This is a genomic window from Yersinia massiliensis (assembly GCF_003048255.1).
In the GTDB taxonomy this organism is placed as follows: domain Bacteria; phylum Pseudomonadota; class Gammaproteobacteria; order Enterobacterales; family Enterobacteriaceae; genus Yersinia; species Yersinia massiliensis_A.
The window spans coordinates 381,960-404,426 of record NZ_CP028487.1 but is presented as its reverse complement, the minus strand read 5'-3'; the positions used below and the strand labels follow the sequence as shown (position 1 = coordinate 404,426).

Genomic DNA, 22,467 nt, shown 5'->3' with positions numbered 1-22,467 from the left:
CGATATCATTATAATGCCCGACCTTAGTACCGATCACAGCGTCAAAATTATCGTAAAAAGGTGACAAATCGGTGACATCAGGTTATTTTTTACGATGATGTACTCATTCTTTACGATGAAGTACTAATTGCCGGAGATGCCAGCATAATGTCGGATAAGTTTCACATTTTGCTTCTGAATGGCCCTAACTTGAATCTGCTTGGAACGCGCGAACCGGAAAAGTACGGATCGACCACGTTGGGTGAGATTGTTAGCCAGTTAGAGACTCAAGCTCAGGAAATGGATGTTGAACTTTCCCATCTGCAGTCAAATGCAGAACATGTGCTGATCGAGAGCATTCACCAAGCACGGGGTAATATCGATTTTATCCTGATCAACCCGGCAGCGTTTACGCACACTAGCGTAGCACTGCGCGATGCACTACTTAGCGTAGCGATCCCGTTTATCGAGATTCACTTGTCTAACGTGCACGCCAGGGAGCCTTTCCGTCATCATTCATATCTTTCAGATATCGCGGTTGGCGTAATCTGCGGACTTGGTGCCGATGGCTATAACTTTGCTTTACAGGCAGCGGTAAATCGCTTGTCAAAGTCCCACTAATTGCCACACAAAAAGAGTACGGAATCACACTCATGGATATTCGTAAGATTAAGAAACTGATCGAACTGGTTGAAGAATCCGGCATTTCAGAGCTGGAAATCTCAGAAGGCGAAGAGTCAGTACGTATCAGTCGTGCTACCGCCGCACCAAACTACCCAATGATGCAACAGCCCTACGCATTTGCTGCTCCACAGCAACCTGCTCTGGCTGCTGCTGTCGCGCCAGCACCTGCTGCTGAAGCTGCTGCACCAGCGGCTATCAGTGGTCATATCGTGCGCTCACCAATGGTCGGTACTTTCTACCGTACCCCGAGCCCAGATGCTAAAGCCTTCATTGAAGTAGGTCAGAAAGTTTCTGTTGGTGACACTCTTTGCATCGTTGAAGCGATGAAAATGATGAACCAAATCGAAGCAGATAAATCCGGTACTGTAAAAGCCATCCTGGTTGAAAACGGTCAACCGGTTGAATTCGACGAGCCTCTTGTCGTCATCGAGTAACGAGGCGTTCCATGCTTGATAAAATCGTAATCGCTAACCGTGGTGAGATTGCGCTGCGTATCCTGCGAGCTTGTAAAGAGCTGGGGATCAAAACTGTTGCAGTTCACTCTGTCGCGGACCGTGATCTAAAACATGTGTTATTGGCTGACGAGACTGTCTGTATTGGTCCCGCGCCTTCTGTTAAAAGCTATCTGAACATCCCAGCCATTATTTCTGCTGCGGAGATCACCGGCGCGGTGGCTATTCACCCCGGCTATGGTTTCCTGTCTGAAAATGCTGATTTTGCCGAACAGGTAGAACGTTCAGGTTTCATCTTTATCGGGCCTCGTGCCGAAACTATTCGCCTGATGGGTGATAAAGTTTCCGCGATCAATGCGATGAAGAAGGCGGGTGTCCCTTGCGTACCCGGTTCTGACGGCCCATTGACCGACGACACAACCCAAAACAAAGCCTTTGCTAAACGTATCGGTTATCCGGTCATTATCAAGGCATCTGGTGGTGGTGGTGGTCGTGGTATGCGTGTTGTTCGCCACGATAAAGATCTCGAGCAATCCATCAACATGACTCGTGCGGAAGCCAAAGCAGCTTTCAATAACGACATGGTTTACATGGAGAAATACCTTGAGAACCCACGCCATATCGAAATTCAGGTTTTGGCTGATGGTCAAGGTAACGCTATCTATCTGGCCGAGCGTGACTGCTCTATGCAGCGCCGTCACCAGAAAGTGGTTGAAGAAGCACCAGCACCAGGTATCACTAGCGAGATGCGCCGTCAAATCGGCGAGCGCTGTGCAAAAGCCTGCGTGGAAATCGGCTATCGTGGTGCGGGGACGTTCGAGTTCCTGTATGAAAACGGCGAGTTCTATTTCATCGAAATGAACACCCGTATTCAGGTTGAACACCCGGTTACCGAAATGATCACTGGTGTCGATTTGATCAAAGAACAGCTGCGTATAGCTGCAGGCCAACCTCTCTCCATCAAACAAGATGACGTGAAAGTGAAAGGCCATGCTGTCGAATGTCGAATTAACGCCGAAGATCCAAATACCTTCCTGCCAAGTCCGGGTAAAATTACCCGTTTCCATGCGCCAGGCGGTTTTGGTGTGCGTTGGGAGTCTCATATTTACGCCGGTTATACTGTGCCGCCATATTATGACTCCATGATCGGTAAGCTGATCACTTACGGTGAAAACCGCGATGTGGCTATTGCTCGCATGAAAAATGCGTTGGCAGAACTCATCATCGATGGCATCAAAACCAACGTTGAGTTGCAGCAACGTATTATGGATGACGAAAACTTCCAGCACGGTGGCACCAATATCCACTATCTGGAGAAAAAACTCGGGTTGCAAGAAACCTGATTTTCATCCAAAAAAATTTCGTCTTTTATATCAGGGCCGGTTAATCATCGGCCTTTTTCTTTTTGCACGTTCACGGCTTCGTTTTATATCTGGTCCGTACTAAATTGTTGGCACAACTCCCCTGCAGTATATGAATGAAATCCGATGACTAAATTCGGGTGGCAAATCTGCAAGGTGAGTGAGAGCAGCTAACAACGCTGTAGCGCCAAATACACAAAAGTTACCCAAAGTAGTTGGTGTTACAGCTAGGCAGCAAACGAGCGCATCCCGATGAGCTGACTCAGGTCAGTGATTCGGGTGTGAGAGAGCAGCTAACAACGCTGTAGCGCCAAATACGCAAAAGTTACCCAAAGTAGTTGGTGTTACAGCTAGGCAGCAAACGAGCGCATCCCGATGAGCTGACTCAGGTCAGTGATTCGGGTGTGAGAGAGCAGCTAACAACGCTGTAGCGCCAAATACGCAGGGTATTGGAGACAAACATGGACACAAGATTCCTACAAGCAAACAAAGAAGCCCGCTGGGCCTTTGGCCTAACGATCGCTTACCTGCTTGGTTGGATAATTACGGCTTACTTACCGGGCAATATCCCTGGAATGACGGGTTTACCGGCTTGGTTTGAAGCGGCGTGTATTGCATTACCGCTGCTGTTTATTGGGTTGTGTTGGTTAATGGTACGCATGATATTCCGCGATATTTCGCTGGAGGATGATAATGCAAACTGATGTCATCCTGCCGCTAGTCGGCTACTTGGCGATGGTCTTCGGCTTATCTATTTATGCTTATACCCGCCGCCAAACCGGGAATTTTCTCAACGAATACTTCATCGGCAACCGCTCGATGGGGGGATTCGTGCTGGCCATGACCCTAACGGCCACCTATATCAGTGCCAGCTCATTCATTGGTGGACCGGGCGCAGCGTACAAATATGGTCTCGGTTGGGTCTTACTGGCGATGATCCAACTCCCTGCCGTGTGGCTGTCGTTGGGGGTATTAGGGAAGAAATTTGCTATTTTGGCGCGCCGTTATAATGCCGTCACTCTCAACGATATGCTGTTTGCTCGTTACCAAAGCCGTTTGCTGGTATGGCTGGCTAGCCTCAGCCTGCTCGTTGCGTTTATCGGGGCCATGACGGTGCAATTTATTGGTGGTGCACGTTTGCTGGAAACAGCGGCTGGCATTCCCTACGATGCTGGCTTGCTGATTTTCGGCATCAGTATTGCGCTGTATACCTCTTTTGGCGGTTTCCGCGCCAGTGTGCTGAACGACGCCCTACAAGGGATGGTGATGTTGATTGGCACCATTCTGCTGTTGGTCGCGGTGGTTCATGCCGCAGGTGGATTGCATAAAGCCGTCGACACGCTGCAACATATCGATCCGGCACTGGTTTCTCCGCAAGGCGGCGATAAGATCCTCGACCTGCCCTTTATGGCCTCATTCTGGATCTTAGTCTGTTTCGGGGTCATTGGTTTGCCGCATACCGCTGTCCGATGCATTTCGTATCGTGATAGCAAAGCCGTGCATCGCGGCATTATCCTCGGCACCATTGTGGTGGCAGTCTTGATGTTCGGTATGCATCTGGCGGGTGCGCTTGGCCGGGCTATCCTGCCGGACCTCAAGATCCCAGACCAAGTGATCCCGACATTGATGATCACGGTGCTACCGCCTTTTGCTGCGGGGATCTTTTTGGCGGCACCGATGGCGGCAATAATGTCGACGATCAATGCCCAGTTGCTGCAATCCTCAGCCACTATCGTGAAGGATTTGTACCTCAATTTACGGCCGGAAGAGCTGAAAAATGAGCGTAAACTGACACGAATTTCCAGTATGTCGACACTGATCCTCGGGCTATTACTGCTGCTTGCCGCTTGGCGTCCACCAGAGATGATTATCTGGCTAAACCTACTGGCCTTTGGTGGCTTAGAAGCGGTATTCCTCTGGCCATTGGTATTAGGATTGTACTGGGAGCGCGCCAATGCTCACGGCGCCCTTAGCTCAATGATTGTCGGTGCGGTATGCTATACCCTATTAGCCAGCTTCGACATTAAAATAGCCGGCCTGCACCCGATAGTGCCTTCGCTAGTGCTCAATTTGCTGGCGTTTTACATCGGTAACCAGTTTGGCGATCGAGCGCGAGCACGCCAACCTGTCACCGCCAGCACTGAATAAATCGCCAGCAATAGCGATATTGACCGAATATCTTTTTGCTTTCCGAAACAAATCGTTTATCGAAAGCAGAATATTTATCGAAACCTTATTGAGAAAAACCGATCCGGCAGCGCAAGTGAAGGATCGGTTATGGAAGAGAACGCGATGCCTTGGATCCAATTGAAGTTAAACACCAGCGGTAATCAGGCCGAATCCCTCGGCGATGCGCTGGTTGAAAGTGGCGCAGTGTCTGTCACGTTTCAGGATACTCACGATAACCCCGTCTTTGAGCCCTTGCCGGGTGAAACGCGTCTGTGGGGCGATACCGATGTGATTGGCCTGTTTGATGCTGAAACCGATATGGCCGAAGTCGTCGCCATGCTGGAATACCACCCACAGCTCGGTAAAGGCTTTATCCATAAAATTGAACAACTGGAAGATAAAGATTGGGAACGTGAATGGATGGATAACTTCCACCCAATGCGTTTTGGCGAACGTCTGTGGATCTGCCCGAGCTGGCGTGATGTGCCGGACCCAACTGCCGTTAACGTCATGTTAGACCCCGGCTTGGCCTTTGGGACAGGGACTCATCCAACGACGGCCTTGTGCCTGCAATGGCTTGATGGCCTCGATCTGGCAGGCAAGACGGTTATCGACTTCGGTTGCGGCTCAGGCATCTTAGCCATTGCGGCATTAAAACTCGGTGCCGCGCACGCTATCGGCATTGATATCGATCCGCAGGCTATACAGGCCAGCCGCGATAACGCGCAGCGTAACGGCGTTTCAGAGCGTTTGGCGCTCTATCTGGCCAAAGACCAACCCGCTGATTTATCCGCTGATGTAGTGGTCGCTAATATTTTGGCAGGCCCACTGCGAGAACTGGCACCCTTGATCAGTGTATTGCCGGTTGCTGGTGGCCACCTTGGCCTGTCAGGCGTACTGGCAACGCAGGCCGCAGGTGTTGCTGAAGCTTACGCAGATAAATTCATTCTCGACCCCGTCGCCGAGAAAGAAGAGTGGTGCCGTATCACCGGTGTTCGTAAGGCTCACTAACCGCGGCATAACGAGTATCCCCTGCCTTTATAATGATATCACCGCAGGGGATGCTCTGTTCGTTCGAGTCAGTACTTCAACATCCTCTGTCGTACATAATTTTCAGTAAAAATGAGATGCTCGGCACACTTACATCTGTGCTTTATCGTTGATTTGATGAATAAATCAGCATTTTCAACCTCAGTTATGATGTTTAGCTGGTCAATAATGATGTTGTTTAGTCGAAAACACTAAAGAGCACAAATTAGCCAATTCGATTTAACATCATGTTATATATGAATAAATAATTAATTAGCCAAGATTGAGGCGCAAATTACTGCTTTTTTTTCATCAATTGGTTAAAGTTTGGCCTTTCATCTGAGCGTAAAAATGCGTAATATACGCGCCCTTACGGACACAGTGTGGTCATTCTTTGTCTATGCGTATTGGACACTTCCAGCTTACAAATTGCCTGATTGCCGCCCCGATGGCCGGTATAACAGACCGCCCTTTCAGAGCGCTATGTCATGGCATGGGAGCTGGGATGGCTGTATCTGAAATGCTCTCCTCGAATCCTGAGGTATGGCGGACAGATAAGTCGCGTTTGCGCATGGTTCATAGCGATGAGCCTGGCATTCGTACCGTGCAAATTGCCGGTAACGACCCAGATGAGATGGCAGCAGCCGCCAAAATTAACGTGGCGAGTGGTGCACAAATCATCGACATTAATATGGGATGTCCAGCCAAGAAAGTGAACCGCAAGCTGGCAGGATCTGCGTTATTGCAGCATCCCGATCTGGTCAAACAGATCCTCTCCGCAGTGGTTAATGCGGTAGATGTGCCGGTCACGCTGAAGATCCGAACCGGTTGGTCGCCAGAACACCGTAACTGTATAGAAATTGCCCAATTGGCCGAAAATTGTGGTATACAAGCCCTGACGATTCATGGCCGAACCCGTTCTTGCCTGTTTAATGGTGAAGCGGAATACGACAGCATTCGGGCAGTTAAGCAGACTGTTTCCATTCCGGTTATCGCGAATGGTGACATCACTGACCCGCATAAAGCCAGAGCGGTGCTCGACTACACTGGAGCTGATGCTCTGATGATAGGACGTGCCGCTCAGGGAAGACCTTGGATCTTCCGGGAAATCCAGCATTATCTGGACACTGGGGAGTTGCTGCCACCGATGCCACTTGGCGAAGTGCAGCGCTTGTTAAACGGGCATATACGGGAATTGCACGACTTTTATGGTCCAGGCAAGGGATTTCGTATTGCACGTAAGCACGTCTCTTGGTATCTCCAAGAGCACGCTCCTAACGACCAGTTTCGGCGCACATTCAACGCCATTGAGGATGCCAGCGAACAGCTGGAGGCGTTGGAAGCATATTTCGAAAATCTTGCCTAAACAGAAAAAAGAGCTGACAGAACTATGTTCGAACAACGCGTAAATTCTGACGTACTGACCGTTGCAACCGTAAACTCACAAGATCAAGTGACTCAAAAACCGTTGCGTGACTCGGTAAAACAAGCACTGAAGAACTATTTTGCTCAACTGAATGGTCAAGACGTTAGTGACCTGTATGAGTTGGTACTGGCTGAAGTTGAACAGCCATTGTTGGACATGGTGATGCAATACACCCGTGGCAACCAAACCCGTGCTGCCCTGATGATGGGTATCAACCGTGGTACGCTGCGTAAGAAATTGAAAAAATACGGCATGAACTGATACTAGTCAGTTAAGGTGTTGTTTAAAAGGGCGTACTCCACACGGAGCGCGCCTTTTTTATTGGGAAAAAAACGTGTTCTAGACTCATGCTCGCGCCAACTTTTCTGTTGACGTGACTTCGCGATGCCTATGCCTTGGCTAACGTCACCAACAACGCAGCAAGCTTTGCAGGAACAGAGACAAAAGGCTCATGTCCGCTATCGAGCTGATGGTATGACGTAATACCGGCGCGTTGGGCCATTAATTCCTGTAACTGCGGGGAGATTGCTTTGTCTTGATTGCAACGAATGTAGGCTTTGGGAATATGGCTAAAACCTTCAGACCAAGACGCAGGGGCGAGAATAGGCTTGATGGGCTGCGGGCGAAAAAGCGGTAATAGCGCGCGATACTTATCCACATCGCAGTCATTAAAAAATGTCCCTGCAATTTTTTCTGGGTAGAGTTTAGCAACGAATTGGTCAGGAATAATTTCAGCCTGCGGCCCCGCCGTCCCCAGTTTGCCACTTTCCTCCCCCAGAGAAGCCACTGACTCGCCAGGTTGAGGCAGAAATGCACAAACATAAATTATTTTGGTGAAGAGAGCTGGCGCCAAAGAAGCTGCGGACGTGACCGCCGCGCCCCCCATACTGTGGCCAACCAACACTAAATCGTATTGCGAACCTGCGATTTGATGGGCTTTTGAAATAATGGCATTGGCATAACTTTCCAGCGTGACGTCTTCTGCTGGCGTGCGATCATTCCCACTACCGGGTAAATCTAAGGCACTCACGTTATAACCTTTACTCTTGAGTATATTAACAACAGGTTCCCATGCCCAAGCCCCCTGCCATGCCCCATGAACTAAAAGAAAATGTTTCTTCATAGATTATCCTCCTTCAGTTTTAGAGAGATGAAACTGCCCGCCACAGGGTGCTCACTTTCCCAGCATTGCGCTTAACAAGTATAATCCGTTCTTGGGAAATCGCCCCGCAGGAGGTAGGCGATAAGAAAGAATGGGATTAACCAATTTCCACCCGATTCCGTCCTTGCTGTTTTGCACGATACAAGGCTTCATCCGCCAATTTTAATGCGTCTTCAGGCATCCCTTCGCCACGCCAAAATGCCACCCCCAATGAGATCGTAATGGGGTGTACGTTTGGCATCACCATCACCTCCACATTATGACGCAGGCGGTTGGCGACTTGCGTTGCCACGTCCAGTGTCGTACCAGGTAGTAGCATCAGGAACTCTTCACCACCGCTACGACACAGGATATCGGTATCGCGCGAGCTATCACGGATCTGCATCGCTAACTGCTTGATCACTTCATCGCCAACATCGTGACCATAAGAGTCATTAATCAGCTTGAAGTGGTCAATATCCAACGCAATGACCGAGAATGGCTGGCCGAGTTGTGCGATAGGCTCAAGGGTAGTGGCTAACCCACGCCGGTTATATAGGCCCGTCATCGGATCCGTTTGGGCCTCAAACTTCAGTTTGCCAATCTTTTTTTGCAGCAAGCTGATACCAATCAACAGCGCCCGTTTGAGTTGCGTGGATTCGAAATACCACGAAGGAATTTGTTTAATACTGACGGCGATATCAGGTTTATCCATATCATTTGCGCTACCCGCCAATAACCACAATGGGCGAGCAATCAAGCGTGATAGCAACCAGACAGCCAGTAAAGTGAATAATGCCAGCGGCGCGATATGCGCTAACCCCTTAAGCATCAGCCCTTCTAGCGGTTTTAGCGTCACCGCCTCAGGCCGCAATGTAATGATTTCCCAACCGGATGGTTCCACCATGGCGTAACCTGCTAGCATCGACTCACCACTGGTACTGGTGACCATCAAGCTGCCATTATTGGCGGTCTTCGGTGCCTCGGTGAGCGGTTTTGGCTCAAGTACCTCGCCGATACGGCTCGTATCACGGTGGTAAAGAATGCGTCGATCCTTATCAAGCACCACAATATAAGAACCATCGCGATAATAATGCTCACCTAATAATTCATTTAAAATGCTCTGCTTACGCAGATAAATCGTTCCGCCGATATAACCGCGATAATGTCCATCTGGTGTGATTATGGGCGTTGAAATATTGACGACCAGATTGTTCGCTGCTGAGACATAGGGCTTACTGATGATAGGCTGGCGTAGTTTTAACGCCTCTATTGAACCAGGTGATGACAAAGCGTGGCCCAATAGTTGAAGGCTATCGGGGGAGGTTGCGCGGATAATGCCATGTACATCCGTTATCACCACCGAGTTGAAGCTGTCCGTTTGGTATTTTAGCCGTGCGGTTTCGGCTTGCAGAATCTTCGGATCATCAAAATGCTGGGCAGCAATCATGCTGCTGTAATGAAGTTGCCTTTGGGCGCTTTTCAGGAAAATTTCAGTACTCGATGCCAGTTTGGTGGCATAAACGCGGTTGGCTTCCAGCGTGTTATCGATCAGTAGCTGTCGTTGTACCTTGTAACTGGCATAGAAGCTGTTCGCCAGCGTCACAAACGCACTCATCACAGCAAGAATAAGGATCAAACGACCTAAGTCGAGGCGGAAAATCTTGGTAGAAATCATCGAGCGAGACACGACAGTCTTCCTGAAACAGTTAATAGGTCATATTCAACACTGACGTTAGCACGAATGGAGAGCGAGAAGTCTCCTATATATCTACATATGCTCAATATTTATCTCTTCAGATTAATCATTATCACGCTATAGTCATTATCAACGGCTATCTATACTTAACTTTCAGCAAAGCCGTAGACAAAGCAATCACGATAAGCTGACTGATATCTGATGCGTATCAACAATTAAGGGTTAATTATGAAAAAACTGGTCATGGCAGTTGCACTCGCAACAACGGTATTAAGTGGCTGTGCCAACAACAATACGTTATCTGGTGATACCTTTAGCGCCTCTCAGGCACGACAAGTTCACACGGTAACCTACGGGACTGTGGTTTCTGCACGTCCAGTGACCATTCAGGGCGGCGATAAAAATAACGTCGCCGGTGCCATTGGCGGTGCCGTTGTCGGTGGATTCTTGGGCAATACTATCGGTGGTGGCCGTGGTAATAGCTTAGCAACGGCAGGTGGTGCTGTGGCGGGTGGTATGGCGGGTCAGGGCGTACAGAGTGCGATGAACCGTAGTGAAGGTGTGCAACTGGAAATCCGCCGCGATGACGGCAGCAGCATTGTTGTGGTACAGGCTCAAGGCCCAACCCGCTTCAGCGCAGGGCAACGCGTGATGATTGCCAGCGATCGTAGCGGTACGGTGACGGTTTCTCCTCGCTAAATTCCACATGCCGGAGGCCACCCTCCGGCATTTAACGGGCCTGATGACAGAAAATTGGTTAAATTTTAACTTTTTTTTCATCACCGTAATCTCTTGTTTAAGAACAAATAAATACCAACACACCTTCTCTTGGAAGATGAAAATACCATTCAAATTAGTTATGGTAGTCAAATATAGTGTTGCTACAGGGAATGCATTGTGGTTAAATAGCGTCATCGGTTTGGAACACAGACCTTATGAAAGCAGTTTTAGTAAAGCAGTCCTCAGTTCAAGCGTTATCTTAGATATCCCTTCTCCGTGAGTCTCCTCCTAAGTGCCTAAGTAAGTCATCTTCTGAAAACAGACCCCATTCGCTGCATCGTTATTTTGATAATTTTGTGGCAAAAAAATAATTGAAGGAAGTATATCTATGTCTAATAAAATGACTGGTTTAGTAAAATGGTTTGACGCTGGTAAAGGTTTCGGTTTCATCTCTCCAACTGATGGCAGCAAAGACGTGTTCGTTCACTTCTCTGCTATCCAGAGCAATGATTTCAAAACCTTAGATGAAGGCCAAAAAGTAGAGTTCTCTATCGAGAACGGTGCTAAAGGTCCATCAGCGGTAAACGTTGTCGCGCTGTAATCCAGTGTGATACGGAGTGTTGGCAACCGACAGCGATGACGGTTTAACCCGAGCAGTGTTGCCAACACTCAAGTAATACAGCAGTAAGAGTCAGACTGTAGTAAAAGTAAGAAAGCAGTACCCGGTTGACAGTAACATTTATGTAAGCAGTTTTAGTAAAGCAGTTCCCCGTATTAGCGTTATCAGACAGATACCTCTTCTCCGCGAAATTCCTTCTAAGTGCCCCATAAGATGTACCCAAGCCTCTCTGTTCGCCTATGGCGGCAATTAAAAATAATCAAATGAAGGAAGTATCTCTATGTCTAATAAAATGACTGGTTTAGTAAAATGGTTTAACTCTGATAAAGGTTTTGGTTTCATTTCTCCTGCTGATGGCAGCAAAGACGTGTTCGTTCACTTCTCTGCTATCCAGAGCAATGACTATAAAACTTTAGATGAAGGCCAAAAAGTGGAGTTCTCTATCGAGAACGGTGCGAAAGGCCCAGCAGCAGCAAATGTGGTTGCTCTCTAAGCACCCCTATTCTGCTTAATACCCAGCGATTGATGTGACACGCAGTGAATACCGCTGTCGCATCAAGAAAGGGGTAATTTGGAATGATTTACGATAGCGATGAAGGTGATAGCCCTGAGCAGTTAAATCATTCTGAATAAAGAAGACCCGCCTTAGTGCGGGTTTTTTTATGGCTGTTTTTTATGACTGTTTTTTGATGATTAATAATATGACTCGGTACGAAATAATATGAAATTAACATTTAGCTAATAAATAATCTTCAATCAGCAAACTTCATATGGCGATTATTATTTCCCTGTCGCTGCCTCCGCCCCCAATACTGTCAGCATAGCCTTACCACACCTGCCTTTCATGTGTATTTATCTTGTTTTAACAAACAAAACCCTACTACCTATAATTAAAAAAGTAAATTAATCGAAATTATTTCTCTGAACTTCCCCCATCAGAACAATATATTTTCATTCCAGCTCAGCGCACACCGCTCAATATAAAAATGACTTCGATCAAAATGAATCCCTTATTTTGTCTATACAGTGATTTCATCACCTCACCGCTTTAATCATTTAATGCCCACCGTTTACCGGTGAACATTAGCGCCGCATATAAAATTGCATCAGGGTAAAAGTCATGTCGATATTCAGAACACGTATAGGAAGAATGCTGCTTATTCTGCTCATTGGGATAGGTATCTGGTTTAGCCCAGTGCCAGAGTCTGTTGATCCGCGCGCTTGGCATCTCATGGCCGTTTTTGCAGCAACCGTCATCGGCCTGATTCTCTCGCCGTACCCGTTAGGGGCGATGGCCATCTTCAGCCTGACTGTCGTGGCGGCAACGGGGCTGCTGAGTATCAAGGAAGTGCTCGCTGGCTTTGCCGATCCTACAATTTGGATGATCGCCTGCGCCTTCTTCATTTCTCGCGGATTTATTAAAACGGGTTTTGGTCGCCGTGTCGGTTTCTTGTTTATTAGTAAGTTAGGCCACAACTCATTGGGTCTGGCTTACGGTTTAGTGCTCACCGACTTACTGTTTGCTCCCGCGATGCCTTCCACGTCGGCACGTTGTGGGGGGATTATTACCCCGTTGTTCCGCTCTATTTCTGAAGCCTATGAATCCACCCCCGATCGCGGCACCGAGCGCAAAATTGGGGCATTTTTGGTGCAATGTATCTTCCAGTGTAACGCCATTACCTGTGCCATGTTCCTGACGTCAATGGCCGGTAACCCAATGATCAGTAAGCTGGCAGGCGAGATGGGGATTACCATCACGTGGACGAGTTGGGCGCTAGCCGCTATCGTCCCAGGGTTAATCTCTTTGGCCGTCATCCCTTTGTTGCTATACCGCTTCTATCCGCCAGAACTGAAAAAAACGCCGGAAATGCGTGCGCTGGCGCTGATGAAACTGAAAGAAATGGGGCCAATGAGCCGCAACGAGTGGGTCGTTCTATCTGTCTTTATCGGGTTGGTCACTTTGTGGGTGAGCGGTGCGACATTGAATATTGATGCCACCATGACCGCTTTTATTGGTTTAGCGATTCTGCTACTGAGCGGCGCACTGACTTGGGATGATGTGATTGCCGAGAAAGAAGCGTGGCACACTGTGATTTGGTTTGCAGTATTGCTTACCCTAGCTAGCCAATTGAATAAGTTAGGTTTTATTGCGTGGTTCGGGTCGTCTATTGCCGGTTCAGTGCAAGGCATGAATTGGATCCCGATGATGGGGATTCTGCTGCTGGCGTACTACTACAGCCACTATATGATGGCCAGCGCCATCGCCCATATCAGCGCCATGTATGCCATTTTTGTGTCTATTGCTATCGCCGCTGGTGCGCCGCCAATGCTCACCGTATTGGTGTTCGGGATGTTCAGTAACTTGTATATGGCGACCACTCACTATTCTGGTGGCCCTGCCCCCATCTTATTTGGCTGTAACTTTATCCCACTGGCAACGTGGTGGAAAATTGGCTTCCTGATGAGTTTGGTGGTCATCCCGATTTGGTTGATTATCGGCGGTGCTTGGTGGAAAGTGCTAGGCTTCTGGTAAGTTATCAGCACTAAAAAATACCGCGCCGTTGATGAGACTCGCGCGGTATTTTTTTATCCGTTGCTAATGTACTGATGGCTCACTGCTGTTTACGTAACTCAATACCGACATCCCCACCAGGATGCACAGCCAATAACGTTTCTTTGGTAAATCCGCTGCGCGCCATCAGACAGGCACAGATGGCATCAAACAGCGCCAGCACTAAAACAATCGAGGTGGTAGCCAGCATATTGAGCGGGTCAATCTCTTGCTGCACATGGGTTTTTAGTACCAAGGCAGAGGCTTGGGCGATCGCCGATTGTTCATTTTCCGTCACACTGATAATCGTGACCTGTTTGCGTTGCAACGTCGGTAATAAGCGGGTTAATTCGTCAGAGTTGCCGCCGCGGGAGATCAAAATAATGATGTCTTGTGCACCAAGGAATCCCAAATCACCATGAGCAGCATCGGTCGCGTTCAGATAAATCGCCGGTTGCTCGACACAAGCCAACATATGCGCGACTTTCCGCGCCGCGATACCTGACGTTCCCACTCCCGTGACTGCAATTTTGCCACGGCATTGCGCTAGTGCGTCCAGCACCTGCAACCACACCTGCTGATCGACATTATCCTTTAATGCTGCCAGTTCGCGGCTATAAGTCATCCATGCTGCGCTGGCCGCTTGCCATTCATCACTGTGGCTCATGCCCCCTCCTTCATCAATTCCTGATAACGCACATGGTCGTCGTACATCTGGTGGAACACGCGATATTTGCGATCGTAATAGGCTTTGATTTTATTGGTTTGCGGCGTGACGGTTTTCCCGATACGGCTCATGGCGGCCATTGCTTCTGGCAGTGACTCAAACACGCCAGCAGCGACCGTCCCCATCATGGCGCTCCCCAATAACATCGCCTCGCTCTCTTCCGGCAATAACATGGCGCAACCGGTCGCATTCGCGTGCTCTTGTACAAAAATAGGGTTCTTCGTCCCGCCACCGCTGGCCATCATGGTATCTATGTTGTAGCCGTTCTGATTCATGGTTTCGATGATGTGCCGCGTCCCTAATGCCAGCGCCTGAATGGTTGCCAGATAACGCAATGCCATATCTTCCGGTGTCGTGGAGAGCTTCAGGCCAGTAATAATGCCGGTCAGATTCGGGTTAGCGCGAGGTGAGCGGTTACCGTGGAAATAGGGCAACATATGAATATCATTCGTCAGGAAGGCGATATTTTCCGGCTCGCCTGCCAATTGGCGCAGAATATGATTCAGCGCTTCATAAATCGTTTCCCCCTTGCTTTTCGCTTGTGCCAATAGCGCGGGATAACACGGATGTGACTGAATAATATGGTCAATCAAAGCACCGGTAGCCGATTGGCCGCCTTCGTTGAGCCAGTATTCTGGCAAGATAGCTGAATAGTATGGCCCCCAAATACCATTGATAAAATGCGCTGAGCGAGACATCGCCATGTGTGCCGTTGACGTGCCACCAATCAGCGCAATTCGCCGATCAAAGTTAGCATTCTCGCCTGTCACTCCACTGGCACCGAGAATACCAATGGTGCCGGCATGGGCGTCAATGATGGACACACTGACCGCAGTGCCGGGGATCAGCCCCATTTCAGACGCCGCTCGTTGGCTTAAACCTCGGCCCAGCGGTTCCCCCATCGGCTTCACGGTCGCCCCAATTTTCGCCGCGTTGTTATCCAGTAAATCGGCTAGCCCTACTAATTTGAAATAGGAAGGATCCCAGCGATCTTCATGGCCCAGATAGGTCCATTTACAGACCGTCGAACACAGTGAACGGGTTTCATCTTTTGTCGCCCGCCATGTCAGGAAATCAGGCAGATCAAATAGATGGCCGACATTGCTCCAAGTGGTTGGCATATGCTGCTTTAGCCACAGCAGTTTTGGCGTCTGCATCTCCGGTGAAATGACCCCACCCACAAATTCCAGCACGGGGTGTTTGGTGGCATTGATGCGTTCCGCCTGAGTAATGGCGCGGTGATCCATCCACACAATCACATTTTGCTCGCTGCGCCCTGAAGGGCTAACCGTCAACGGGTTGCCCTCTTTATCCAGCACCACCAGCGAACAGGTGGCATCAAACCCCAGCCCTTTGACTTGAATCGGGTTGATATCCGCCTGACTGACGGCATCGCGCACCGCATTACACACTGCTTGCCAGATATTATCGGAAGATTGCTCAACGAAATCTGCCTTGGGCTTAAACATGGTTATTTCACGGCTGGCCTGCCCGACCATACGGCCCTGCAAATCGAATACCCCAGCCCTTGCGCTGCCGGTCCCTACATCTACGCCGATAAAGTAACTTGCCATTGTGTTATCCCTCAATTCTTAAGCTTTACGATTCTGTAATGCGATAAAGAGGATCAATACCCCACCCCATAACGCCATGGTCAGGTAGCTACTCACCCCCAGCAAATTCAGGCCACTTTCCAGTAATTGCAGCACCACCAACGCTAAAATCAGACCGATAATGCGACCAAAGCCGCCATCAGGATTAATGCCGCCCAATACGGAGGCCAAAATGGTGACCAATAGATAGGATTCGCCATAACCGGCTTTGGCAGAGTTGAATTTCGCCATCATCAAAATGGCGGCTCCCCAACCCAATAGGGCCGACAGGATATACACCGCAATCTGTACCCGATGGGTGTTCACGCCGCTAAAGCGTGTTGCCTGCTCATTGGAGCCAACCAGATAGATACTGCGCCCCAAGGTGGTGTGTTCCAGCAGCACCCATAGCCCTGCCGACACCAGTAAAAACAAGATCATTGCGACGGGAATACCGGCGATATCACCGCTACCAATGTACTGAATCACGGGCGGGAAACCTGAGATCACATCACCGTTGGACATTAAAATATTCAGGCCGGTGATCAGCGTCATGGTGCCTAAAGTCGCGAGTATCGGCGAGACGCCAATGACCGAAATCAGCAGCCCATTCAAGGTACCAATTGCCACCGCCACCAGCAGCCCCGCCCCTAACGCCAACAGTAGAAACAGCGGCTGATCGGGGTGACTGACGATAATGGCGGCCATCACTAACGCGCAGGCATTCGCACCCGCAATAATGGATAGGTTAATACCACCGGTTAGCATGGTCAGCCCCATTCCTAGCGCCAACATGCCTAAAATCGGCAGTTGCGATGAAATCGACTGGAAGTTACCTACGCTGAAAAATCGCTGCCCTAGCGTCATAGCAAAGGCCAGCATTACCGCGACCAGAATCAACAATTGCAGCCGAATAATGCGGTCATCAGGGATAATTCGGTTTAACCAAGTCATATCAGTGCTCCCTCAACAACTTGCGTTTTTCATTCCATGCGGTGGTACTGATACTCACCAAAATGATCACGCCGCTGAAAACCGTATGCCAGTAAGAAGAGACGCTCAGCAGCGTCAGGCCGTTTTGTAAAAATGCCAGCAACATCACGCCAAGTACCGTACCGGTTAGTGTGCCGCGCCCCCCGCTCATACTGGTACCCCCCAGCACGACCGCCGCCAATACCGTTAACTCAAAGCCCATCAGTGAGTTAGGCGCAACCGATTGAGAAATCTGCGCCTGAACCACTGCGGCCACTCCCGCCAGCATGCCCATATAGCCGTAGACATACAGGTGCAGCCGCAGAATGTTAATCCCCAAGCGGGAAGCAGCATCTTTATTGCTGCCCATGGCGAAAATCTGCCGCCCGAGGCGGGTGTAATTCATCAAAATGCCGGTGAAAATGATGGTGGCGGCCAAACAAAATAGCGGGAGTGTTAAGCCATAGTCATAGCCGTCACTGCCGGTAAACGAAAACCAGTTAATACCGGTCATAAACCAGTCAGGGAAGCCATAGAGCCAAGTCCCGTTGGTGATGTACACCAGCAAACCGTAGAACAGATTCAAAGTGGCAATGGTGATAATAATCGCCGGTACTTTCAGCCAATAAACCAGCAAGCCGTTGACCAATCCCAGCAACAATCCCACCGTCATGGCTAACACGAACGCTAGCGCGAAGCTGCCGCCATGGGTGATCACCCACGACGCCATCACATATTGCGCAATGGCGGTTACCGCAGGGAAAGAGATATCGATGCCGCCCGCAATCAGCACCACAAACAAACCACAGGCTAAAATGCCTAAAATGGCGTAGCTAGTGGCGACATCCGTTAAGTTCCCCAACGTCAGGAACTCAGGGCTTTTCACGCTCAAGCCGATAGCCAGTAACAACACCAGCAGGCCGAGATAGAACTCGTGGCGGCCCGTAAGGCGCCGCAGTGTTAGCTTATCCATTGACCACCTCGGCGATCTGTTGTTCTGTGCATTGATGCGGATAAAACTCGGCGACCAATTCACCTTTACGCATCACCAACACCCGATGGCTGTTGTAGTACGCCTCAGGGATCTCGTCACAAATCATTAATACCGCCATACCCTGTGCCGCCAGTGCCTTGGCAATGTGGTAGATCCCTTCTTTGTTGGCGATATCGACCCCGACCGTCGGTGAATCGAGGATCAAAATGCTCGGTTGTGTCGCTACCCATTTGGCAATGGCGATCCGCTGTGCATTCCCACCGGACAAGGTTTTGACCGGCAACGCGGTATCCGACACTTTGATGTTCAGATCCTGCACCAACTGCTTCACCAGTGCGGCGGCTTTGGGGTGATCGAGCAATCCACTGCGGGTGTGTAGTTGGTCGAATACCGACACGATAGTGTTGTCGTAGATCGACTGTTCCATGATCAAGCCCTGTGTCAGGCGATCTTCGGAGACATAGCCGATCCCTTGGTGGATTGCATCGCGGTTATGACGAAAATGTACGGCCTTACCCGCAACACATATCTCGCCGCTTTCCGGTTGCGTCATACCAAACAAGCTCAAGCACAGCTCAGTACGACCTGCACCGAGTAAGCCGGTGATCGAGACAATTTCTCCCTCATGTAGCGTCAGATCGATATTGCGATACTGCTCGCCACGGCTCAGCTTTTTGACTTCTAACAACGGTGTGGCTTTGGCGGCCAGAGGGGGTAATTGGCTGTAAGTGAAACGTTGGCCAGTCATGCGAAATGCCAACTCATGGCTATCTAGTTCACTGGCAGGCCAAGTGCCAATCAGCTTGCCGTCGCGCATCACGCTGATTCTGTCAGCGACTTCCATCACTTCATCCAAACGGTGGCTGACGAATACCACACAGATGCCTTGCGATTTCAGGTCGCGCACCACATTGAGTAAACCTTTCACTTCTTGGCTGGTCAACGAGGCGGTTGGCTCATCCATAATCACTAAGCGCGCATCGGCGGCAATCGCCCGGCAAATGGCGACTAATTGGCGATCAGCAATCGAGAGTTGTTCCACTTTTTTATCGGGATCGAGGGTGACGCCCACCCGTTGCATGGCGGCTAAGGCTCGCTCACGCATGCTTTTGCGTTTCACCCAAAAATCGCCACCCGGCAGATAACGGTGGACAGCAATATTTTCGGAGACGGTTAAATTGGGGAAAAGCGACAAGTCTTGATAAATCACCTGTACGCCGTAGAAGAAGGAGAGTTGCGGCGTCAGGTGATGAAACAACTTGCCGTCAATCAGGATACTGGCACCTTTTTCGGGCTGATATACCCCTGAAATCACTTTAATGATGGTGCTCTTGCCGCAGCCGTTCTGGCCGGCCAAACAGTGAACTTCCCCTTTGTTCAGAGTGAGATTCACCTGATCCAGCGCCAGCACGCCGGGGAATCGCTTACTGATATTTTCAAGCGTGATAAATGCGCTAGCCTGAGTCATGACAATACCTTCCCTAACGCCCTCGGTATGGCGCTACTTTTACCGCTATTTGGTGAGGGTGGTGAGGACCGTGGGGCTGTTTTCCCACGGCCTGTTTTACTGCTGAACCCAGCGTTGGCTGCTGGTTTATTCCCTGGTATGGCGTCTGAAAATCAGAAACCTAACGTTTTGGCATTATCTTTGGTGACTTCGAGAATTTTATTAAAACGAATGACACCTTTTTCGCTATCAACATCAGCTTTGCCCAAGCCGTCGATGGTCAGGTCTGGCGTAATTTTCTGCCCTTTCAGCAGTTGGTCGGCAATCTCTACCACCGCAAAACCAGCATCTTTCGGATCCCACAACAGTGCTTTTTTGATATCACCGCGCATCAAGTACGGCGCTGCCTGTGCTGGCATCGCAATACCGACAACCGCTATCTGATCTTTAGCCCGCTTCTTGGCAACCGCTTGACCGGCACCAATCGGACCCAGTGAACCAAAACCAATGATCCCTTTCATCTGCGGATAGGTTTTCATCAGATCCAGCGTGGTGGAATAAGACTTATCGATATTCTCCGCGACAGGTAAACGTGGGGTCACTTCGAACATGTCAGGGTATTTTTCTTTCTGGTATTTGATGGCGTAATCGGCCCACGCGTTATGCAATGGTACGGTCAGAGAGCCGACATAAATGGCATAGCCGCCTTTGCCGCCCATGGCTTTAGCCAGCTCATCCATATTGGCCTGAGCGTATTTTTCACTGTCGATGGTTTCAACATCCCACTGACCAATACGTTGATCCGGTGATTCATGGGTTAATACCACGATGCCTTTTTCTTGCGCTTTCTTCAGTACCGGCTCCAATACTTTGGCATCGTTCGGCACCACAATGATGGCATCCACGTTTTTGGCGATCAGGTCTTCAATCACTTTGACTTGTTGCGCTGGGTCTGGCGTCGCTGGCCCAACTTGATAAGCGTTCACATCCAATTTTTTCGCGGCTTCGTTAACGCCAACTTCCATACGAGTAAACCAAGGAATGCCGGTCACTTTCGCCACGACAGCAATTTCAGGTTTTTTTTCTGCCATCGTTTGCGTGGTGAACAGCATGCATGCCGAAACAACACATGCATTCAGTAATGCGAGATTGAATTTCATAGCAATACCTTCTTGTTTTCTTTCAGATAACGGGTTGGTTGCAGGGTGAAGAGTCATCGGTGTTGCAAAGTGAACGTTTTATTTTCATGTGACTGCTTTTCACACACAGAAGGTTAACAAAAGAACACAAGAGGCTGCGCGACGAGGCAAAGTGAAATGTGATATACGCCCACAAAGGTAAAATTTAATAATAAATTAAGTTAATAAATAGTTAATAATTTAGAAGAAAGAATTAGCCCGATCAAATACTCTTATTTTCAATACAATTTAAACCCATTATTTAAACACAAAATTAACAATTGGCATTATCAAAAACATTTGTAGCACGTACAAAGCACCACTCAACTGGCAGCCAATACTGCAATTTATCTAAACTGTGACTGATATCACTTTATTGAGTCATTAGGTGCCTGCCGCCCCTATTCTATGCCTTCATTTGACGCCCTTAAAACGAGGCTGCTCGCAGTTTATGTCGAGAAAATTCCGTTTCGCTTCCTCGCGGTGATCTTTTTCTTTCATCTAGCAGGAATATGATATAATCCACCGAAAGCGACACTCGCCTATCGAAAGCCTACGTTTATGACCATTCACTACGCGATCCCTGCTTTTAATGTAAAGATTGCGTCAATTACCGCATTCCTAAAAACAATAGTTAACTATTGATGTCTGAATAATGAGTTATCGACGTCTGAATAGTTTTTTACCGATGTCTGACGATATGTATCGCTATCGAGTTATGTCCTTATGCGCTACACACTCACACTTAACGCATAAAGATAGAGTTCATATGATCAAGCCGCAGAAGTTCCACATTTCCTTGCTCCAACCGCGCTATTGGCTAACTTGGTTTGGCCTTGGGTTGCTGTTCCTGTTAGTCCAATTGCCCTACCCATTGCTCAACAAATTGGGGGTTTGGCTAGGGCGCACGTCCATGCGTTTCCTCAAACGCCGCGTTTCCATCGCTAGGCGAAATCTAGAACTCTGCTTCCCTGAGATGGACAAACAAGTCCTCGAACGCACCATTGTGGGTAATTTTGAATCCCTAGGTATGGGGTTGATGGAAACTGGCATGGCGTGGTTTTGGTCCGATGCCCGCATTAAACGCTGGTTTACCGTTTCTGGCTTAGATAACTTGAAAAAGGCGCAGGAAGGGAATCGGGGCGTGTTGGTGATTGGCGTTCACTTTATGTCACTGGAATTGGGTGGCCGTATGATGGGGCAATGCCAGCCCATGATGGCGATGTACCGCCCGCATAACAATAAAGTCATGGAGCTGGTCCAAACTTGGGGCCGTATGCGTTCAAATAAAGCCATGCTAGATCGCAAAGATTTGCGGGGCATGGTTCAAGCCTTGAAAAAAGGGGAAGCCGTCTGGTTTGCACCGGATCAAGATTACGGCCCACGTGGCAGCGTGTTTGCACCGCTGTTCGCCGTTGATCAAGCCGCAACCACCAGCGGCACCTTTATGCTGGCCCGTCTCGCAAAACCCGCCATGCTACCGCTCGTGTTGCTGCGTAAACCAGATGCCAGTGGCTATGAGCTGCTGATACAACCGGCATTGGAAGATTACCCCATCCATGATGAAGTTGCCGCTGCTGCCTATATGAACAAGGTGATAGAGCAAGAGATCTTGCGTGCGCCAGAGCAATACCTGTGGTTGCACCGTCGCTTTAAAACCCGGCCCGCCGGTGAGCCGTCACTCTACTAAATGCCCCCAATGGCGTAAAAACCGCTAACAGAATAAA

Annotated in this window: 21 protein-coding genes; 13 read left to right on the top strand and 8 right to left on the bottom strand. The window is 49.2% G+C overall.

Annotated elements, in window-relative coordinates; all coding sequences use genetic code 11:
- Window positions 1-147 precede the first annotated feature (147 nt).
- The 8 genes from aroQ to fis all read left to right on the top strand — a co-directional run bounded on the left by aroQ (window position 148) and on the right by fis (window position 7,361).
- Window positions 148-600 (top strand): type II 3-dehydroquinate dehydratase, encoded by a 453-nt coding sequence (gene aroQ / locus DA391_RS01810; RefSeq protein WP_050082885.1) that lies wholly within the window; start codon window positions 148-150, stop codon window positions 598-600.
- Between the two features lie 32 nt (window positions 601-632).
- Window positions 633-1,097: an acetyl-CoA carboxylase biotin carboxyl carrier protein gene (gene accB / locus DA391_RS01805; RefSeq protein ID WP_050082886.1), complete on the top strand. Its 465-nt coding sequence runs from the start codon at window positions 633-635 to the stop codon at window positions 1,095-1,097.
- 11 nt (window positions 1,098-1,108) lie between these two features.
- The gene (gene accC, locus DA391_RS01800; RefSeq protein WP_050082888.1) at window positions 1,109-2,458 is read left to right on the top strand and encodes an acetyl-CoA carboxylase biotin carboxylase subunit; all 1,350 of its coding nucleotides are present in this window, start codon (window positions 1,109-1,111) and stop codon (window positions 2,456-2,458) included.
- Between the two features lie 479 nt (window positions 2,459-2,937).
- The gene (locus tag DA391_RS01795; protein ID WP_050082889.1) at window positions 2,938-3,180 is read left to right on the top strand and encodes a YhdT family protein; all 243 of its coding nucleotides are present in this window, start codon (window positions 2,938-2,940) and stop codon (window positions 3,178-3,180) included.
- The gene (gene panF / locus DA391_RS01790) at window positions 3,170-4,624 is read left to right on the top strand and encodes a sodium/pantothenate symporter (RefSeq protein ID WP_050286665.1); all 1,455 of its coding nucleotides are present in this window, start codon (window positions 3,170-3,172) and stop codon (window positions 4,622-4,624) included. Before DA391_RS01795 ends, panF begins: the two co-directional genes overlap by 11 nt.
- Window positions 4,625-4,768: 144 nt before the next feature.
- Entirely contained in the window at window positions 4,769-5,656 is an 888-nt protein-coding gene (prmA, locus tag DA391_RS01785) for a 50S ribosomal protein L11 methyltransferase (RefSeq protein ID WP_050082959.1), read from the top strand.
- A 418-nt stretch (window positions 5,657-6,074) separates the two neighbouring features.
- Window positions 6,075-7,040: a tRNA dihydrouridine synthase DusB gene (gene dusB / locus DA391_RS01780; protein ID WP_019212368.1), complete on the top strand. Its 966-nt coding sequence runs from the start codon at window positions 6,075-6,077 to the stop codon at window positions 7,038-7,040.
- 24 nt (window positions 7,041-7,064) lie between these two features.
- Window positions 7,065-7,361 carry a DNA-binding transcriptional regulator Fis gene (gene fis, locus DA391_RS01775; RefSeq protein ID WP_002210061.1) on the top strand — a complete coding sequence of 99 codons (297 nt, stop codon included), beginning with the start codon at window positions 7,065-7,067 and terminating at the stop codon, window positions 7,359-7,361.
- A 127-nt stretch (window positions 7,362-7,488) separates the two neighbouring features.
- Here the strand turns inward: fis and DA391_RS01770 are convergent, their stop codons facing one another.
- The gene (locus tag DA391_RS01770; RefSeq protein WP_050082892.1) at window positions 7,489-8,223 is read right to left on the bottom strand and encodes an alpha/beta fold hydrolase; all 735 of its coding nucleotides are present in this window, start codon (window positions 8,221-8,223) and stop codon (window positions 7,489-7,491) included.
- A 136-nt stretch (window positions 8,224-8,359) separates the two neighbouring features.
- Window positions 8,360-9,919, bottom strand: a complete 1,560-nt coding sequence (locus DA391_RS01765; RefSeq protein WP_050286668.1) for a sensor domain-containing diguanylate cyclase — start codon at window positions 9,917-9,919, stop codon at window positions 8,360-8,362.
- A 249-nt stretch (window positions 9,920-10,168) separates the two neighbouring features.
- On the opposite strand from DA391_RS01765, the gene DA391_RS01760 reads away from it, so the two are divergent.
- From DA391_RS01760 to DA391_RS01740, 4 genes are all read left to right on the top strand, one after another.
- Window positions 10,169-10,639, top strand: a complete 471-nt coding sequence (locus DA391_RS01760) for a glycine zipper 2TM domain-containing protein (RefSeq protein WP_019212365.1) — start codon at window positions 10,169-10,171, stop codon at window positions 10,637-10,639.
- Window positions 10,640-11,048: 409 nt separating this feature from the next.
- The gene (cspE, locus tag DA391_RS01750; protein ID WP_019212364.1) at window positions 11,049-11,261 is read left to right on the top strand and encodes a transcription antiterminator/RNA stability regulator CspE; all 213 of its coding nucleotides are present in this window, start codon (window positions 11,049-11,051) and stop codon (window positions 11,259-11,261) included.
- Window positions 11,262-11,559: 298 nt separating this feature from the next.
- Complete coding sequence (gene cspG / locus DA391_RS01745; protein ID WP_019212363.1) at window positions 11,560-11,772, top strand: cold shock protein CspG; 213 nt, start codon at window positions 11,560-11,562, stop codon at window positions 11,770-11,772.
- 627 nt (window positions 11,773-12,399) lie between these two features.
- Window positions 12,400-13,812, top strand: a complete 1,413-nt coding sequence (locus tag DA391_RS01740; protein WP_050082896.1) for an anion permease — start codon at window positions 12,400-12,402, stop codon at window positions 13,810-13,812.
- Window positions 13,813-13,891: 79 nt separating this feature from the next.
- Here DA391_RS01740 and DA391_RS01735 read toward each other — a convergent pair whose 3' ends face one another.
- From DA391_RS01735 to DA391_RS01710, 6 genes are all read right to left on the bottom strand, one after another.
- Window positions 13,892-14,497, bottom strand: a complete 606-nt coding sequence (locus DA391_RS01735) for a KpsF/GutQ family sugar-phosphate isomerase (RefSeq protein ID WP_049609718.1) — start codon at window positions 14,495-14,497, stop codon at window positions 13,892-13,894.
- Window positions 14,494-16,131, bottom strand: coding sequence for an FGGY-family carbohydrate kinase (locus DA391_RS01730; RefSeq protein ID WP_050082898.1), 1,638 nt, complete (start codon window positions 16,129-16,131; stop codon window positions 14,494-14,496). Before DA391_RS01730 ends, DA391_RS01735 begins: the two co-directional genes overlap by 4 nt.
- Window positions 16,132-16,149: 18 nt before the next feature.
- A complete protein-coding gene (locus DA391_RS01725) occupies window positions 16,150-17,103 on the bottom strand; it encodes an ABC transporter permease (protein ID WP_050082901.1) in 954 nt (317 codons plus the stop codon).
- Window position 17,104: 1 nt separating this feature from the next.
- Window positions 17,105-18,094 (bottom strand): ABC transporter permease, encoded by a 990-nt coding sequence (locus tag DA391_RS01720; RefSeq protein ID WP_050082903.1) that lies wholly within the window; start codon window positions 18,092-18,094, stop codon window positions 17,105-17,107.
- The gene (locus DA391_RS01715; RefSeq protein ID WP_108087287.1) at window positions 18,087-19,583 is read right to left on the bottom strand and encodes a sugar ABC transporter ATP-binding protein; all 1,497 of its coding nucleotides are present in this window, start codon (window positions 19,581-19,583) and stop codon (window positions 18,087-18,089) included. The genes DA391_RS01720 and DA391_RS01715 overlap by 8 nt, the downstream gene beginning before the upstream one ends.
- A 152-nt stretch (window positions 19,584-19,735) precedes the next feature.
- Complete coding sequence (locus DA391_RS01710; RefSeq protein ID WP_042806917.1) at window positions 19,736-20,722, bottom strand: autoinducer 2 ABC transporter substrate-binding protein; 987 nt, start codon at window positions 20,720-20,722, stop codon at window positions 19,736-19,738.
- A 787-nt stretch (window positions 20,723-21,509) separates the two neighbouring features.
- On the opposite strand from DA391_RS01710, the gene lpxP reads away from it, so the two are divergent.
- Complete coding sequence (lpxP, locus tag DA391_RS01705; protein ID WP_050082907.1) at window positions 21,510-22,430, top strand: kdo(2)-lipid IV(A) palmitoleoyltransferase; 921 nt, start codon at window positions 21,510-21,512, stop codon at window positions 22,428-22,430.
- Window positions 22,431-22,467 lie beyond the last annotated feature (37 nt).

Coding starts and splice junctions, on each gene's coding strand:
- aroQ (WP_050082885.1), top strand. CDS start 148: ATGTCGGATAAGTTTCACATTTTGCTTCTGAATGGCCCTAACTTGAAT.
- accB (WP_050082886.1), top strand. CDS start 633: ATGGATATTCGTAAGATTAAGAAACTGATCGAACTGGTTGAAGAATCC.
- accC (WP_050082888.1), top strand. CDS start 1,109: ATGCTTGATAAAATCGTAATCGCTAACCGTGGTGAGATTGCGCTGCGT.
- DA391_RS01795 (WP_050082889.1), top strand. CDS start 2,938: ATGGACACAAGATTCCTACAAGCAAACAAAGAAGCCCGCTGGGCCTTT.
- panF (WP_050286665.1), top strand. CDS start 3,170: ATGCAAACTGATGTCATCCTGCCGCTAGTCGGCTACTTGGCGATGGTC.
- prmA (WP_050082959.1), top strand. CDS start 4,769: ATGCCTTGGATCCAATTGAAGTTAAACACCAGCGGTAATCAGGCCGAA.
- dusB (WP_019212368.1), top strand. CDS start 6,075: ATGCGTATTGGACACTTCCAGCTTACAAATTGCCTGATTGCCGCCCCG.
- fis (WP_002210061.1), top strand. CDS start 7,065: ATGTTCGAACAACGCGTAAATTCTGACGTACTGACCGTTGCAACCGTA.
- DA391_RS01770 (WP_050082892.1), bottom strand. CDS start 8,223: ATGAAGAAACATTTTCTTTTAGTTCATGGGGCATGGCAGGGGGCTTGG.
- DA391_RS01765 (WP_050286668.1), bottom strand. CDS start 9,919: ATGATTTCTACCAAGATTTTCCGCCTCGACTTAGGTCGTTTGATCCTT.
- DA391_RS01760 (WP_019212365.1), top strand. CDS start 10,169: ATGAAAAAACTGGTCATGGCAGTTGCACTCGCAACAACGGTATTAAGT.
- cspE (WP_019212364.1), top strand. CDS start 11,049: ATGTCTAATAAAATGACTGGTTTAGTAAAATGGTTTGACGCTGGTAAA.
- cspG (WP_019212363.1), top strand. CDS start 11,560: ATGTCTAATAAAATGACTGGTTTAGTAAAATGGTTTAACTCTGATAAA.
- DA391_RS01740 (WP_050082896.1), top strand. CDS start 12,400: ATGTCGATATTCAGAACACGTATAGGAAGAATGCTGCTTATTCTGCTC.
- DA391_RS01735 (WP_049609718.1), bottom strand. CDS start 14,497: ATGAGCCACAGTGATGAATGGCAAGCGGCCAGCGCAGCATGGATGACT.
- DA391_RS01730 (WP_050082898.1), bottom strand. CDS start 16,131: ATGGCAAGTTACTTTATCGGCGTAGATGTAGGGACCGGCAGCGCAAGG.
- DA391_RS01725 (WP_050082901.1), bottom strand. CDS start 17,103: ATGACTTGGTTAAACCGAATTATCCCTGATGACCGCATTATTCGGCTG.
- DA391_RS01720 (WP_050082903.1), bottom strand. CDS start 18,094: ATGGATAAGCTAACACTGCGGCGCCTTACGGGCCGCCACGAGTTCTAT.
- DA391_RS01715 (WP_108087287.1), bottom strand. CDS start 19,583: ATGACTCAGGCTAGCGCATTTATCACGCTTGAAAATATCAGTAAGCGA.
- DA391_RS01710 (WP_042806917.1), bottom strand. CDS start 20,722: ATGAAATTCAATCTCGCATTACTGAATGCATGTGTTGTTTCGGCATGC.
- lpxP (WP_050082907.1), top strand. CDS start 21,510: ATGATCAAGCCGCAGAAGTTCCACATTTCCTTGCTCCAACCGCGCTAT.